General features: G+C 67.0%; 14 protein-coding genes and 1 pseudogene. 2 read left to right on the top strand and 13 right to left on the bottom strand.

Annotated features, from left to right (window positions below; translation table 11 throughout):
* Positions 1 to 104 precede the first annotated feature (104 nt).
* From L8F97_RS06760 to L8F97_RS06750, 3 genes are all read right to left on the bottom strand, one after another.
* Positions 105 to 4,277 carry a translocation/assembly module TamB domain-containing protein gene (locus L8F97_RS06760; protein ID WP_242147805.1) on the bottom strand — a complete coding sequence of 1,391 codons (4,173 nt, stop codon included), beginning with the start codon at positions 4,275 to 4,277 and terminating at the stop codon, positions 105 to 107.
* Positions 4,274 to 6,232, bottom strand: coding sequence for an autotransporter assembly complex protein TamA (locus L8F97_RS06755; RefSeq protein ID WP_242147803.1), 1,959 nt, complete (start codon positions 6,230 to 6,232; stop codon positions 4,274 to 4,276). Before L8F97_RS06755 ends, L8F97_RS06760 begins: the two co-directional genes overlap by 4 nt.
* A gap of 64 nt (positions 6,233 to 6,296) precedes the next feature.
* Positions 6,297 to 6,509, bottom strand: coding sequence for a hypothetical protein (locus L8F97_RS06750; protein WP_242147801.1), 213 nt, complete (start codon positions 6,507 to 6,509; stop codon positions 6,297 to 6,299).
* Here L8F97_RS06750 and L8F97_RS06745 point away from each other — a divergent pair.
* On the top strand, positions 6,494 to 6,859 hold the full coding sequence (locus L8F97_RS06745) for a hypothetical protein (RefSeq protein ID WP_242147799.1): 366 nt from the start codon (positions 6,494 to 6,496) through the stop codon (positions 6,857 to 6,859). The genes L8F97_RS06750 and L8F97_RS06745 overlap by 16 nt on opposite strands.
* Position 6,860: 1 nt before the next feature.
* Here the strand turns inward: L8F97_RS06745 and L8F97_RS06740 are convergent, their stop codons facing one another.
* Positions 6,861 to 7,490, bottom strand: a complete 630-nt coding sequence (locus L8F97_RS06740) for a helix-turn-helix transcriptional regulator (RefSeq protein ID WP_242147797.1) — start codon at positions 7,488 to 7,490, stop codon at positions 6,861 to 6,863.
* A gap of 262 nt (positions 7,491 to 7,752) precedes the next feature.
* Between L8F97_RS06740 and L8F97_RS06735 the strand changes: the two genes are divergently transcribed.
* Entirely contained in the window at positions 7,753 to 8,064 is a 312-nt protein-coding gene (locus L8F97_RS06735) for a hypothetical protein (RefSeq protein ID WP_242147795.1), read from the top strand.
* Positions 8,065 to 8,066: 2 nt separating this feature from the next.
* On the opposite strand, the gene L8F97_RS06730 is transcribed toward L8F97_RS06735, so the two are convergent.
* From L8F97_RS06730 to miaB, 9 genes and pseudogenes are all read right to left on the bottom strand, one after another.
* Positions 8,067 to 8,519, bottom strand: a complete 453-nt coding sequence (locus L8F97_RS06730) for a hypothetical protein (RefSeq protein ID WP_242147793.1) — start codon at positions 8,517 to 8,519, stop codon at positions 8,067 to 8,069.
* A 220-nt stretch (positions 8,520 to 8,739) separates the two neighbouring features.
* Positions 8,740 to 10,071, bottom strand: coding sequence for a PQQ-dependent sugar dehydrogenase (locus tag L8F97_RS06725; protein ID WP_242148281.1), 1,332 nt, complete (start codon positions 10,069 to 10,071; stop codon positions 8,740 to 8,742).
* Between the two features lie 84 nt (positions 10,072 to 10,155).
* A pseudogene (locus L8F97_RS06720) lies at positions 10,156 to 10,721 on the bottom strand (peroxidase family protein); the annotation flags it as partial.
* A 24-nt stretch (positions 10,722 to 10,745) separates the two neighbouring features.
* On the bottom strand, positions 10,746 to 11,714 hold the full coding sequence (locus tag L8F97_RS06715; protein WP_242147791.1) for a hemolysin family protein: 969 nt from the start codon (positions 11,712 to 11,714) through the stop codon (positions 10,746 to 10,748).
* Positions 11,715 to 11,724: 10 nt separating this feature from the next.
* On the bottom strand, positions 11,725 to 12,234 hold the full coding sequence (gene ybeY, locus L8F97_RS06710) for an rRNA maturation RNase YbeY (RefSeq protein WP_242147789.1): 510 nt from the start codon (positions 12,232 to 12,234) through the stop codon (positions 11,725 to 11,727).
* Positions 12,234 to 13,235: a PhoH family protein gene (locus tag L8F97_RS06705; RefSeq protein WP_242147787.1), complete on the bottom strand. Its 1,002-nt coding sequence runs from the start codon at positions 13,233 to 13,235 to the stop codon at positions 12,234 to 12,236. The genes ybeY and L8F97_RS06705 overlap by 1 nt, the downstream gene beginning before the upstream one ends.
* Before the next feature lie 218 nt (positions 13,236 to 13,453).
* The gene (locus L8F97_RS06700) at positions 13,454 to 13,648 is read right to left on the bottom strand and encodes a hypothetical protein (protein WP_242147786.1); all 195 of its coding nucleotides are present in this window, start codon (positions 13,646 to 13,648) and stop codon (positions 13,454 to 13,456) included.
* Positions 13,648 to 13,800 (bottom strand): hypothetical protein, encoded by a 153-nt coding sequence (locus tag L8F97_RS06695; protein ID WP_242147785.1) that lies wholly within the window; start codon positions 13,798 to 13,800, stop codon positions 13,648 to 13,650. The genes L8F97_RS06700 and L8F97_RS06695 overlap by 1 nt, the downstream gene beginning before the upstream one ends.
* The gene (gene miaB / locus L8F97_RS06690; RefSeq protein ID WP_242147783.1) at positions 13,787 to 15,148 is read right to left on the bottom strand and encodes a tRNA (N6-isopentenyl adenosine(37)-C2)-methylthiotransferase MiaB; all 1,362 of its coding nucleotides are present in this window, start codon (positions 15,146 to 15,148) and stop codon (positions 13,787 to 13,789) included. The genes L8F97_RS06695 and miaB overlap by 14 nt, the downstream gene beginning before the upstream one ends.
* Positions 15,149 to 15,172: the final 24 nt, after the last annotated feature.

The raw sequence follows: 15,172 nt of genomic DNA, 5'->3' as shown, positions 1-15,172 counted from the left end.
GAACTCCGGAAACAGCAGGGTTGGGCCAGCGGTGTAGGCGACCGTACGGTGGGCGTTTGCGCAGCGATCGACCGTTTCGCGCCGACAATCAAGCGGCTAGCGCGCTAATAGTCCTTGGACACGCGGACGTTGCCGCTCTGCCGGCCGAGCGTCGAAATCGTGGAGAGCACCGACAGCCAGCGCGTCACCTGAAACTCGACCTGCGTGGCGCTATAGCCCTGGCCATCGGTGATGATCTCCGCGAACAGCCGCCGCGTCACGTACTTGCCCGCCGCGACCGAGGTGCCGGCACCCGTCTGCGGATCGGCGGGCAGGATGCGCAACCGGTCCAGCCCCGCCACGCGGCGCACCGCGTTGATCGGATCGAGCCCGCCCTTGCCGTTCTGGAGCGCCGCCACCGCCGAGGCCAATTGCAACGCCTCGGGCGCGGACAAATTGGTGATCGACGTGCCAAACAGCAGGCGGGAGAGCAGTTCGTCCTCTGGCAGCGCCGGGTTGCTGGTGAACGAAATCTCCGGCTTCAGCGCCGGCCCGGTGACGCGGATCGTTGCCGACAGCCCGGTCGAATCGGCGTTGGCGGCAATGTCGAGCGCCGGGTTGGCGGGCACTTCGCCCTGGAACAGGATCTTGCCGCGATCGAGCTGAAACTCGCGCCCGGCAAACTGGTAATCGCCGCGCACCAGATCGGCGCGACCGGTGATGGCAGGGTTGTCGGGCGCACCGCCAATGTCGAGATCGGCCGACCATTCGCTGCGCAGGCCGAGACCCGTCACCAGCAGATTGTCGGCGGCATGGGCGTGTACCGCGAGCTTCCACGGCTTGGGCGGAGCGTCGTCCTCCTCACCGCCGCCGGGCAGGTTGATCTCACGGATGTTGAGTTGCGGCACCGCGCTGGCGGCGGTCGCCTGTCCCAATCGGTAGCGGCTCTTGGTCAGCGTGACCTTGCCGGCGATGGTGCCGCCGGCACCGTCCGACTTGAAGCTCAGCGGGCCGGTGACGGTGGCGGCGATATCGTCGCGGTTGATGAGCAGCGCGTTCTGCGCCTGCACCGCCAGATCGATGCCGAAGCCGTGGGCGGCGGCAAGATCGAAGCTGCCGGTACCGGTCACGCGCCCGCCCTTGCCGGCATCGGCGGTGAGTTTGTCGAGCACGAGGCGCGACCCGCCGAACCGCCCGCTCGCGACGACGTTGGTGAGCACGGTGCCGGTGGTCGCGCTCTCGATCTTGGCGCCATTCGCCTGCACCACGCCGCGAATGCGCGGGCTGTCGAGCGTGCCGCCCACGTCCGCGCCGATCGCCACCGGTCCGCTGAGGTCGAACAGTTCGATCCCGGTCAGCCGCCACAAAGTATCGGCGGGACCGTCGTAGCGAAGTTGCGCGAACAGCGGCGCCCGCGCGACGCGGGCGGCGAGGTCCGCGCCGGGGGCGAGCGTCAACTGCATCTGCGCGCGGCCGACCGTCCGGCCGCCGCTCGCCGCCACCGCGCGTGCCGCCGCCTTGCCGGGTTCGAGGATCCCGGCGATGCCGACATCGACCGGACGCGACGACAGAACGAGACCGGAGCGGGTGAGGCCGCGCACCGTCATGTTGATCCTGCCCGTAGGCGCGGCACCGTTCGACTGCACGAACGACAGCTTACCCGACGCTTCGCCGCCAAGGCCCAATCCCGGATAGCCGATGTCGAGCACCGACAGCGGCATCCTCGCAAGCGTGGCATCGACCGCGCTGCCGGTGCCGGTGAAAGTGCCGGACACATCCGCCGCGCCACCGGCGAACGCGAGTTTCGTCGGCGCGAGCCGCCAGCCATCCTCGGCGCGGGTGAACACGGCCGGGGTGACGAGTTGCAGCGGCTTGCGATCGACCGTGCCCTGCGCGGAGACGCTGTACCGATCGGGCGAAACCGCGATCACGCTCTGGATGCTGAACGCACGTCCGCGCGATCCGGCGATGGAGGCGCGGATCTCGCCGGTGCCGCCGCGCAACGCCGCGTGGATCGCGGTACGGCCGATCGTCAGCGCGCCGCGCCGGATGCCCGAAGCCGTCGCTGTCGCATCGATCGAGGTGCCTGCGGGATCGAGCAGCGCGACGAGATCGAGGTGGCCGCGTCGCACGCTCACCGCCTGCGCCAGCCGGGCGGCGGTGGCGTCGAGATGCGCCTCGATACGCTGGTGCGTATCCTGCGGGTGGAACAGCAGGTCGCCGCCGATACCGCCGCCGGTCACGCTCAGCTTGCCGTCGAAGCCGCCATCGACGATCGCGAGATCGCCGTGCGCATGCGTGTTGCTGACGTTGAGCTGCGCGATCGAGATGACCGCCTGACCGCCTTGCGGCAGCAGGATCATGCCCGCGCCGTCGAACGGCCCGAGCCGCGATCCGCCATGCGCGGAAAACGCGAAGCCCGCCGGCACCGGATCGAGATGCGCGACGACGTTTGACAGCCCCATCGCCTCGTTGGGACTTTGGAAGACGAGGTCGAGCGTCGGCTTGTCGATCTTGCCGTCGAGCTTGAGCGTGAGCGGGCCGTAGCTGTCCTGTCTGCCGACGCCTTCGAAATGGAAGGTGCCGTCGCGCCGCCGGATGCCGGCGCCGGTGATGCGGATCTGCGGTCCGGTCAGCACCAGATTGGTGAAGTGCAGCACGCCGTCGGTGGTGCGTTCGAGGTTGGTGACGATGGTCGGCAAGCCCCCGGCCAGCGAGCGGAAGAAGCCGTTGTCGAGCCGCAGCACCCGTGCGGACCCCTTGCCGATCACGCGGGTGCCGTGGCCGTCCGGGCCGGGCACGACGTGGAGCATGGAATTGACCTCGACCAGGCCGAGGCCGGGAATGAGATAGCGCGACAGACCGCCGTTGAGGCCGATTTCGAAGTGGCCGTTGGTGAGATCCACCACCAGCGACGCGCGGCCGTTGAGCTTGTCGGAGACCAGCCGCAGATCGTCGCCGGTGACGAGCTTGGAGGTGACGCGCAGAATGCCTTCGATCGACAGGTTGCGCAGGATGCCGCCCGCCACATCGCCAACCCCGGTGACGCGCGCCGCCGCGAGCCGGATTGGTACGATCACCGGTGCTTTCGAGAAATGCCCCTTGCCGGCGGCGCGGACAGTGTCGAATCCGGTATCGCCGAACATCATACGCTCCGCCGTCAGGCGGTACTCGAACGCGGCCGTTGCGAACGCACCGTCGAGGATCATGCGCAATTCGATGGCACGGCCGGACATGTTGGCGAACAAGACGGCGGGTTGCAGCAACCGCGCACGCACCCGCACGTCGCGGAACGCACTGGCCGCCAAGTCGAGCGCGCCCTCGCCGTGGATCGCAAGCGCGGCCGAGTGCAGGTCAAGCGCGCCGGTCAGCCGCCGGTCGGCGAGCGTGGCATCGCCGTTGACCGCGATGCGTGGCGCGGTCAGCCGTTGCACCTTGCCGTGTGCGAGCGGCGCGACGGTAAGCGTGCCAGCCAGCGTATAGGCGCCGCTGCGATTGCCAAGCGTGAGGTCGGCCAGCCGCGTCGTACCGACATCGGCAACCGCGCGCCCGCGCCACGCGCTCCAGCGACCGGCCCCATGCACGTCCGCCGCGATCGGTTGCGCGAAACCGATCGCCTTGGCGAGCACTCCGCTGGCGGTGCCGCGCGCGTGGAGGTCCATGCCGAATCGGTCGCGGTCGGGTTGCGCGTCGAGTTTGAGTCGCAGCGTGTCGCTGCCCGCTACCACCGCATCGAGATCGACCAGCGCGCGGCCGCCGCGAATGTCCGCATGGCCGAACAGACGGCCACGCCGCGGCGTGCCGGTGATGGCGGGCGCGACGCTCAACCGATCGACGCGCAGCGTGCCGATGTGGATGTCGAAGCCAGGCAGGATCGGGCCGGTGCGTCCGGTCGGGGTCGGCTGCGGCAGCTTGAACAGGCGCGCCTGCGGGATGATGAGACTGGTGATGTCGAGCCGGTTGTGCAGCCAGGCGAGCGGCGTCCAGTTCAGCTCAGCGCGCGGCACGTAGAGTACCAGCCCTTTCGGGTCGCGCAACCGGACATCGACCAACCGTGCGCGGCCGAACAGCGAGCCGTCGATCCGCCCGATGCTGTAGCGCAGCCCGTTGGCAGGGCGCAGCGCGCCGATTCTGTTGACGACGAAGCGATGGCCGATATCGGAATCGAGCGTGACGATACCCAGCGTCAGCACCGCGAGCAGCAGCGCCAGCGCGGTCACGATCCGCCGCTGCCAGCTTTGCCGTGGGCGCGGGGCGGGGGGCTCGTCCGATTCGATCGGAACGCGATCTTCGCTCAAAACGCCTGTCCCAGCGAGACGTACACCGCGATGCGTGGATCACCCCTCGCAGGGTTGACCGGCGTGCCGACGTCGATCCGGATCGGGCCGAAGTTGGAATAATAGCGCACGCCCAAGCCGGCGCCATAGCGGAAGCCGGTCAGCTTCGGCAGCGGCGTGGTGTAGATGTTGCCGCCATCGAAGAACGGCACCACGCCGAACGCGCCGAACGTCTTGACCCGCGCCTCAAGCGAAAACTCGCTGAGCGAGCGTCCGCCGATCGGATCGTTGTTCGGGTCGCGCGGGCCGATATCCTGATAGCCATAGCCGCGCACCGACGCGCCGCCGCCCGAATAGAAGCGCCGCGACGGCGCGATCGCATCGCGCGGCGCGCCGGCGATCGTGCCGAGTCGGATGCGGCCCGCCACCACCACACCCTTGGCCGCCTGCTTGTACGCGCTCGCATCGAATTGCAGCCGCGCATAGCCGAATACGTGATTCTCAAGCGACACCTCCGGCGACAACCGCCCAGCCAGCCGGAACCCGCGCGAAGGATTGAGCAGATCGTCTGACCCGTCGTAACTGAGCGTCGTCGGCAATGCGCCGATGAAATAGGTGCGCCGGCGCGGTGCGCCGGTCGAGAGGATCACGTCGCGTTCGTCCGACGCGGTGAGTTCGGACCCGATCGACCATGTCCATTTCTTCTGAAAGAAGATGTTGGTCTGCCGCTCCAGCGTACCGGTCAGCGATAGCGCCTTTGCCTCATAGGCGGTGCGCTTGAGGTTGGAGGCGGTCGCCTGGAACGTCAGCACCCGGTCGCGGCCGTGGAAGTTGTTGCGGCGATAGGTCGCGCCCGCCAACTGCTCCTGCGTGCCGAGTACCCCGCGCAGGATCAGCGCGCCTTCCGGCGGGAACAGGTTGCGGTGCGTCCAGCTCACTTCCGCGCGCGCGCCTTCGCCGGTGCCGTAGCCGAGTTCGCCCGCAACCGTGCGTGGCGGCGCCGGTTCGGTCGCGACAGAGATGTCGACGAGCGCGGGATCGACGTCGTCGACCGGCTTGATCGTCACGCTCGACACCAGCGAGGTCTGGATCAGTGCGCGGCGCAGATCGGCGAGCGCGGTATCGTCGAAGGGTTTGCCGGGCTCGAACCGGGCGATCTCGGCGATATGTGCGGCGTCGAACACCTGTTTGCCTGGCGGCACCACGACCTTGCCGAACAGGCGCGACGTTCCGGGCGCGACCGTCATCGCCAGCGTCGCGGTGTGGGCGGCATGATCCACCACGATCGCCGGATCGCCGACCACCGCGAACGGGAAGCCGCGTCTGCCGATGGTGGTCCGCAGCGCCGTTTCGCCCGCAGCGATCTTGTCTGCGTTGACCGGATCACCCGCCTTGATGCCGAAGGCGGCGCGTAACGCTTCCGCCTTGTCGCCGGTCGCATCCAGTCCGGTCAGGCTGACGCCCCCGAACGTGTAGAGCGCGCCCGGGTCTGCGTCGAGGATGACGAGCGGGCGGCTGCTTCCCGCTTCGACGCGGGTGGTGACGGCGGCGTCGTAATAGCCCTCGGCGCGCAGCAGACCCGTGAGCAACGCGGCATCCTCGCGCGCGCGCCGATCGAGTTGCGCGGCGTTGGCGGGCTGCCCGTCATGGGTGTTGAGCGTGGACAGCTGGTCGAAGCGTTGGTGGAGCAACGTCGAGGCGATGCCGTCGATGCCATCGATGCGGTACGTGTAGCGCGTATCGCCGGTCACCGCCTGTGGCTTGACATTGCTGTCGCCGCTGCCCGCGCCGAGATCGGGCCAGTCGACGCCGAGCCCCGGCAAGGGTGCAAGCGGCGAATGCGGATCGAGCGTTGGATCAGTTGGCGGTGCCGGGTCGGGCGGGGTTTGCTGCGCACGGGCGACCGGGCAGGCAAGCACCAGCAAAAAGGCGGTAGCGCCACACGCCGCGCCCCGCTGCCCGAGCGACAACGTCATGTCGGTTGTCCTAGCCCGGCAATCGTCCGCCCAACAAGGGCTTATCGCCCCGGATCCGTCTGGATCAGTGGACCGTGCCGACGGCGCGTTCAACCGACATCAAAACGATCAAACGCTCGATCTGGCGCCAGCGGCAGAAGTGGATGTGGTTGCCGAGATCGCGGCTGCGATCGGCACGCGCGGCCGCCTGAAACCCGGCATCGTCCCCGAACGCGGCGATCAGCGTTGCGGCATCGACGACATCGCGGCGATCCTCCAGCCATGGCAAATACGACATCGAAGATCCTTTTCGCAACCAACGCGCCGAACGCCCGTAACACGCGGCGTGCCAAGCGCGCTGAAACACGGCCGCGCGCGTGCGACGATGGTAAACGGCTCGATGCCGCGCCGTTCCGCCGGTCCCACGACGAGACTCTGGCGTCCGGCGACGGGACATGGCAGGGCGGTGCGATGACACCGGAACCCTCCAACAATCCTGCGGCGGGCGGCGTGCTGATCGCGATCGGTGCGATCGGGGGCGCGATGGTCGGGTTGTTCCTGGGCGAGCCGACCAAAGGTTTCCTGCTCGGCATCGGTGCGGGGATCGGCATGGCGATCGCGATCTGGGTGATCGACCGTAGACGGTGAGCTAGCGTAACGCGCGCGATAGCCAGACGACGCGGCCGACAATGTCGATTCGGTCGCCAGCCTGGTAGGCGACCGTCGGCGCGTCCGGATTGTCGCTGGTAATGTGCAATATCGTGCCGACGCGAGCGACCCGCTTCACCATCAGTACGCCGTCGAGCCGGATGACGAACACCGCCGCCTGATCCTGCACGCGCCGATCGCGCTGGTCGACCAGCATCAGGTCACCATCCTGGATCAGCGGCGCCATGGATGTCCCGCGCGCCCGGATCTCGGCCGCGTCTTCCGCCCGCACGCCGAGTTGCGCGAGCAGCCGCGTGTCGAAATATGTCGCGCCGAGCGCGCGATCCTCCTCGACAAGCGCGCCCGGCCCGGCCGAAGCCTCTACATCGAGCCGCCGTATCGTCGTCGTCTTCACCGCAGGGGGGTGCCCGCCAAGTTCGGTCTCGTCGACCCGGAAGAACGCTGCGAGCCGGCGTCGGTCGCTCTCGGCCAGAACACGCGGTGAACCCCGTTTCACATATTGCTGGAGATATGCGTCGTTGCGGCGAAGCATCCGCGAGAGCGCGGTATAGCTCTGCCCGTGTTCGGCGACCAACGCTGCCAATCGCGTCCGGGGATCCGGCGTCATCATGCCCGACCATACCCTAGGAAATTTCCTAGACAAGTTGGAAATGCAAGAACAGAACAAGAACATAAGCTGAGTCGAGGAGGCGGGCAGTGATGATTTTGCGAAAGATCGATCGGTATCTCAAGGCGACGTCAATGGCGCCGACGCGGTTCGGGCGCGAAGCGGTGCGGGACCCACGGCTAGTGCACGATCTGCGGCGTGGTCGCGAACCCGGCGCGCGTATGATTGCCCGGATCGAGGCATATATTGCGCAAAGCGATGCACGATGAGCCGCGGTCCCGATGCAGGTGCGCGGCTCGAGCGCGGGCTGCTCGCACACGCGGCCGGCGCCGGCTGTGCGGTGACGATCGTCGATGCAACCTGGGTGCGCTGGGCGAGCGCGACCTTCGCGGGTGCGCGACACACACTGTGGTTACAGGCAGCGACGAGTGCCGCGCTCGATCGCTGGCTCGCGGATGTGCCGGAGGCAGAAATCGCGCTGCGCGATCATCTCCTCGCCGATCTGGTGGTAACGGACATTGTGCAGACCGACGGCGTGGCGCGGATCACCGTCGAGGCGCTGACCGTCGAGGCGTGACCCTAATCGTGCCGGATCGAGATCGCACCGGTCCGGCACAGCACCTCCATGGTGCGTGCGAATTCGGTCATCAGGCCTTCCAGGATCGGCTCGAAACCGCCGCTCGTGATGATATCGGGTTGCGGTGTGACCCCACCGCGCGGATCGTCCACCAGCAGGCCGCGCGCTATCATCTTGGCCACCTGGCGACGCACCGTCTCGCGCGGCAGGCCGGTCGCCGAGGCGATCGCGTTGCGTGAGATCGGCACGACCCATTCCCGCGGAAGCGGCTCGATACCGCACATTTGCGCCGGAATGGCGCGTTCTCGCATTAGGCGTTGCACGTTCGCGACGGAAATCGTAAGGAAAATCAACGTCTCCGTCGGACCGAGGCTGGCGACTTCGGACACGGCACGGTGCATCGTCAGGAACTGGTTGCACAGTGCCGTCATCGCCACACGCCAGTTTTCGGCCATTTTAGCCGCATTGGTCGTAACGGTCGTTCCCATATGTCCCCAGCTACGCATTACGCCGGAGTACGTCCGGATCGGCCTAATTCCCCAGTCTGCGTAATCGTGATCGATTCGTAAACTAGGGGATTCTACGCAGCGTGTAACCTTGGCCAAGAACGGCAGGTGTCATCGGGACTTGCATAGGATCGCAGCTGCCGGAAGGCACTCTGCGATCCTATGCGCATCATCTGGGCGTAGCCGCGCTCACGCGCCAGACCGTGTTGCCGACGTCGTCCGCCACCAGCAACGCGCCGGTCTGGTCGGTGATCACGCCAACCGGCCTGCCATGCGCACGACCTTTCGCGTCGAGGAAGCCGGTCAACAGATCGACCGGCCGTACGCCCTTGGCCGGGAAGCCGTTGTCGCCGAACGGCACGTAGACGACCTTGTAGCCCGATGGCGGTACGCGGTTCCACGAGCCATGTTCACCGACGAACGCGCCGTTGGCGAAGTTCGCGCCGAGCTTGGCATCCCCGGCGAAGGCGAGGCCGAGCGCCGCCACATGCGGCCCAAGCGCATAATCCGGGCGCTTGGAATATTCCTGCAACGCCGGGTTCTCGGGCTGAACGCGCCGATCGGGATACCCGCCCCAATAATACCAAGGCCAGCCGAAGTGATCGCCAAGTTCGATCTGGCTCATGTAATCGGGCGCCAGGTCGGACCCCATCATGTCGCGTTCGTTGACGACCACCCACAGGCCACCACCCTTCGGCTCGAATGCCATGCCCTGCGGGTTGCGCAGGCCGGCCGCGTAGATGCGGAATGCCTTGTGGACCGGATCGACCTGGAGGATGTTGGCGCGATTGGTTTCGGCGTCGATGCCGTTGTCCGCGATGTTGCTGGACGAACCAACCGACACGTACAGCGATCCGTCCGGCGCGGCGAGCAGACCGCGTGCCCAATGGTTGCCGCCGCCGGGGTAGGTGACGACCGTCTCCGGCTTCGCGGTGATCTTGCTCTGGCCGGGGGTGAACGGCACGCGCACCAGCGCATCCGTGTTCGCTACGTATAGATAGCCGCCGGTCAGCGCCATGCCGAGCGGCGAGTTCAGCCCCGACAGCAACACGCTGCGGCTGTCCGCCACGCCGTCGCCGTTGGTATCGCGCAACAGCGTGATGCGGTTGGCCGAGCCGCTGTCCGCGCCGGCCGATCCGATCAGCAGGCCCATGATCCAGCCCTTGATCCCGCCACCTTTACGCGGCGGTGAATCCGTTTCCGCCACCAGCACGTCGCCGTTGGGCAACCGGTACAGCCAGCGGGGGTGTTTGAGGTCGCGCGCGAACGCCTGCACCTTAAGCCCCGCCGCCGGGGTCGGCATCGCGCCGCCGGTCCAGCCGATCGGCTTGGCGATGTCCGTCGTCGGGAACGTCTGGTTGCGCGGCGGCGTGATATCTGGCCGCCTGCCGGTCACCGCGTCGAGCGGCAGCTTGGCGACGTCGGGCCGGCTGATCCAATAGCCGACCGGGATCGCGACGACGATCAGGATCAGGACGATACGCAGGATGTGCTTGAGCATGGCCAATAGGTAAGCCGTGGGAGCGGCGCACGGAAGAGGCAAATCACCGCTTCCGTGCGCCGCCGTCCGCCCGGCATCCTGCGATCAGGTGAGATCGAACCGATCGAGGTTCATCACCTTCGTCCAGGCCTTCACGAACGCCGCGACGAACCCACCCTCGGCATCGTCTGTCGCTTAGGCTTCCGACAAGGCGCGAAGCTGCGAGTTCGACGCGAAGATCAGGTCGGCCCGTGTCGCAGTGTAGGTCTCCGCGCGGGTCGCCCGGTTGCGACCGATGAATGTGCCGTCTTCGCCCGCGCTCCACGTCAGTGTCGTGCTACTTTTGAGCAGATTGACGAAGAAGTCGTTGGTCAGCACGCCCGGCCAATCGGTAAACACGCCATGCGCGGCATCGCCGTGATTGGCGCCGAGCACGCGCAGACCGCCGACCAGCACCGTCATCTCCGGCGCGTGAGGGTGAGCAGTTGCGCGCGATCGACCAGCAGTTCCTCGCTAGACTGGGGATGCGTCTCGCCGTCGTAGTTGCGGAACCCGTCGACCTTCGGCTCCAGCGGCATGAAACTGTCGGCATCGGTCTGCGCTTCGCTCGCGTCGGTACGGCCCGGTGTGAAGGGAACGCTCACGGCATGGCCCGCCGCCTTCGCCGCCGCCGCGCAGGTAAGACCCGCTGCCGCTCAGGCGTCCTCATGTACCGGTTGCGGCGGATGCAATCGCAGCCGCTCGACCCGGCGGGTGTCCGCCTCAATCACTTCGATCGTCCAGCCGCTCGGGTGGGAAAGGCATGTCCCGACCTCGGGCACATGCCCTGCCAGCACCGCTGCCAGCCCGCCGATGGTGTCGATATCGCCATCGACCTCGGCCAGGCGCGGGTCGATCGTCTCGCCGACATCCTCCAGTTCGGCGCGGGCGTCCGCCTCCCAGCCGCCGCCGTCGATCGGCACCAGCAGCGCCGCGGGCGCCTCGTCATGCTCGTCCTCGATATCGCCGACGATCTCCTCGATCAGATCCTCGATCGTCACCAGCCCCTCGGTCCCGAAATATTCGTCGAGCACGATGGCGAGATGCACCCGTTTGGTGCGCATATCGGCGAGCAGATCGAGCGCGCCGCGCGACATCGGCACGTAGAGCGGTTCGCGCAGCAGGCCGGTGATCGTTTCCGGGTGGGGCGCGCCGGTGGCGAGGATGTTGAACACATCCTTGATGTGGATCATGCCGACGATCGTATCGAGTTCTGCCTTGTAGACGGGCAGGCGGCTGTGCCCGGCCTCGGCGAACAGCTTCACCACATCGGCGAAGCTGGTGCCTTCCTCGACCGCGATGATATCGGCGCGCGGCACGCCGATGTCGCCCGCGTCACGCTCCCCAAAGTGGAGCAGGTTGCGCACCATCTGGCGTTCCAGCGGCGACAGATCGCCGCTCGCGTCGGGCGCGGGATCGTCCTCGTGCGCGTCGATCGCATCCTCAAGCTGCGCGCGAAGCGATTCGTCGCCGGCATCGCCGAAGATCAGCGTCTTGAGGTTCTTCCATATGCTGCCCTCATGCTGGGCAGCGTCGCCGGCCTGCGCGCCGGTGTTGGTGCTACTATGGCCGGAACTGGGGCCGGAGCCGTTGGTACTTGAGCTGCTACTGGGGCCGTCAGCCATGGCGGTCGTTTCAGTCCTCGCGAATGAAATAGGGGTCGGCAAGGCCCAGCGACTTCAGCGCATCGATCTCGATCGCCTCCATCGCCTCGGCTTCGTCTTCCACCATGTGGTCATATCCTAGCAGATGCAGCGTGCCGTGCACGATCAAATGCGTGGCATGGTCCGCAAGCGTGATGCCGCGCTCCGCTGCTTCCGCCGCGCAGACGCCGTGGGCAAGCACGATATCGCCGAGCAGCACCTCGCCATCGTCGCTGTTCTGCCCGACCGATTCGAGCAGATCGGCCTGTATCATCGGGAAGGACAGCACGTTGGTCGGCTTGTCCTTGTGGCGGTATTGCGCGTTGAGCTGCTGCACCTCGGCATCGTCGGTAAGGCGCACCGACACTTCGTACAACGCCGGGGTGGTGAGGATATCCCCATTGGGCGTGCGCTCGATCGCGGCGGTGGCGGCGCGCAGCGCGAGCGTCTCCCAATCCTGCGCAGGCCAGACATCCTCGGCGGAGAGTGCGACGTCGATCATCAGCCGTCCACACCCTCATACGCCTCGACGATGCGGCCGACGATCGGGTGGCGCACCACGTCGCCCGCGCCGAAGCGCGAGATCGAGATGCCTTCCACGCCCTCCAGCCGTTTGACCGCGTCGTTCAGCCCGCTCGCCGCCATGCCGCCGGGCAGATCGGTCTGCCGGGGATCGCCGCACACCACCATGCGACTGTTCTCGCCGAAACGGGTGAGGAACATCTTCATCTGCGCGGGCGTGGTGTTCTGCGCCTCGTCGAGGATGATGAACGCGTCCGCCAGCGTGCGGCCGCGCATGAAGGCGATTGGCGCGATCTCGATCTCGCCCGAGGCGATGCGCCGTTCGACCTGTTCGGCGGGGAGACAGTCGTTCAGCGCATCGTACAGCGGGCGCAGATACGGATCGACCTTCTCCTTCATGTCGCCGGGCAGGAAGCCCAATTTCTCGCCCGCCTCCACCGCCGGGCGCGACAGGATCAGCCGCTGCACGCTGCCGGTGATGAGCTGCGCCACCGCCTGCGCGACGGCGATATAGGTCTTGCCGGTGCCTGCCGGCCCGAGCGCGAAAATGACATCGTTGTTCAGCAGTTCGCGCATGTAATGCGCCTGCGCGATGGTGCGCGGCACGATCGTCTTCTTGCGCGTGCGAATCATGATCTGCGGCGGGCTGCCGCGATCCTCGGCACGGATGATACCGGTGAGGGTGGGTTCCGCCGACATCGCGATCACCGCCTCGATCAGGCCGCTATCGACCATCTCGCCATGGGCGATGCGGTTGTAGAGCGCGTGGAGCACGTCGCGCGCGGAGGCGACCGATTCGGCGGTGCCCTCCAGCCCGACCTTGTTGCCGCGGGCGGTGATGTACACGCCAAGCCGGCTTTCCAGCAGCAGCAGGTTCTGGTCGAACTGGCCGAACAGTTGCGCCATCAGTTGCGGGCGGTCGAACACGACCTCCGCGCGGCTGCGTTCGCCGGCTTGGGCGGGGACTGGCTTTCGACTCATGCGGTTCCTTGGATTACGAGAGTGATGCGCGCGGTACGCCAGCGGGGGCTGCGATCGCCCAAGGCGGACCGGGGCTGGCGGCGGGGAGGGCGGTTACGCTGCATCCAGGCGGGAGTTTGGCAGATCACGACGCGGGGCGACAGAGGGAAAGCGCCACAATCGCCGCTGTTCGTGTTGAGCGAAGGCAGCGTTCGCCAGGCCACGGCAGACGCGAACCGTTATTTGGGTGCTGCTGCCGGCGTGACGACCTTTACGGCTTGAGTCTTGATCGGGGTAAGCAGGAAGATCGCCGCGCTGCCGAGGCCGATCACCCCCGCCATATAGTTCTTGCGCCGGATGTCGCCGATCCCGCGAACGATGCAATATCCGGCGGCAATGATCGCGCCGATGCTCCACAGCGCAAACGCCAGCATCAGCGGCGGAGCAATACGATCGACATGCCCGACAGGATGATTCGCACGCATCCCAGTCCAGCATAGAACCACAGCCCGATCGGCGTGCGACGCCAGCCGGCACGGCCATCGTCGGCAAGGAACAGCGCCTGGCTGTCTTCAGGCGGCAACATCGAGCTTTGCCCGCTGGCCGGTTTCATTCGCACCCTCATCCTTCACAATGACGCCGGTCACCGAATTGGGCCAGGCGGCGGCGATTTCCACGTCGACCAGATCGCCGATCGCGGCATCGCCCACCACGTGAACCGATTGCAGCCACGGGCTCTTCCCGATCAACTGACCCGGCAGCTTGCCGTTGCGCTCCATCAGCACGGTGCAGCGTGCGCCGACGGTGGCGGCGTTGAACGCGGCCTGATCGCGACCCAGCGTGGCTTGCAGGCGCTGGAGCCGCTCGTCCATCACTTGCGGAGCGACCTGATCCGCCATCGTCGCGGCCGGCGTGCCGGGGCGGGGCGAGTATTTGAAGCTGAACGCCTGCGCGTGGCGCACTTCGTCAAGCAGGCTGAGCGTGTCGGCGAAATCCGCCTCGCTCTCGCCCGGAAAACCGACGATGAAATCGCCCGACACCGCGATGTCCGGCCGCACCGCGCGCACCCGCTCGATCAGCCGCAGATACGATGCGCGGGTGTGGCTGCGGTTCATCGCGGCGAGGATGCGGTCGCTGCCCGCCTGCACCGGCAGATGCAGGAACGGCATCAGCTTGGGGATGTCGCGGTGCGCCTCGATCAACCCCTGCGTCATGTCGTTGGGATGACTGGTGGTGTAGCGGATGCGGTGCAGCGCGGGCAGATCTGCGAGCGCGGCGATGAGATCGTGCAGACCCTTGCCGTCGTCTTCCCAGGCGTTGACGTTCTGCCCCAACAGCGTGATCTCCTTGGCGCCCGCCTCAACCAGCGCCTTGGCCTCGTCCACCACCTGGCCCCAGCCGCGCGACACTTCGGCGCCGCGCGTATAGGGCACCACGCAATAGGTGCAGAACTTGTCGCAGCCTTCCTGCACGGTGAGGAACGCGCTCGGCGGCACACGGCGGCGTGCCGGAAGGTGACCGAACTTGAGATCGACCGGCATATCGGTGTCGAGCGCCGATTCGCCACGTGCCGCGCGCGCCACCAGCCCCGGCAGGTTGTGATACGCCTGCGGGCCGACCACCACGTCGACATGCGCGCGCCGCACGATCTCCGCGCCTTCCGCCTGCGCGACGCAGCCGGCCACCGCAATCATCGGATCGCTACCGTGGTCGCGTAGCGCGTGTTTGCGGATGCGCCCGATGTCCGAATAGACCTTTTCGGTCGCCTTCTCGCGAATGTGGCAGGTGTTGAGCACGACGAGATCGGCGGCGCTGGCATCATCGGTCGCGGTCATGCCCTGTTCGGCCAGCGTCTCGGCCATGCGGTCGCCATCGTAGACGTTCATCTGGCAGCCGAACGACTTGACGTGGAAGGTCTTGGGTGGAGATTTCATGATGGCCGCTTCATACTCCTGCGC

This window comes from Sphingomonas sp. BAUL-RG-20F-R05-02 (genome assembly GCF_022662305.1).
GTDB lineage: Bacteria > Pseudomonadota > Alphaproteobacteria > Sphingomonadales > Sphingomonadaceae > Sphingomonas.
The sequence above is the reverse complement of the archived record's forward strand: the minus strand, read 5'-3'. Positions and strand labels throughout refer to the sequence as shown.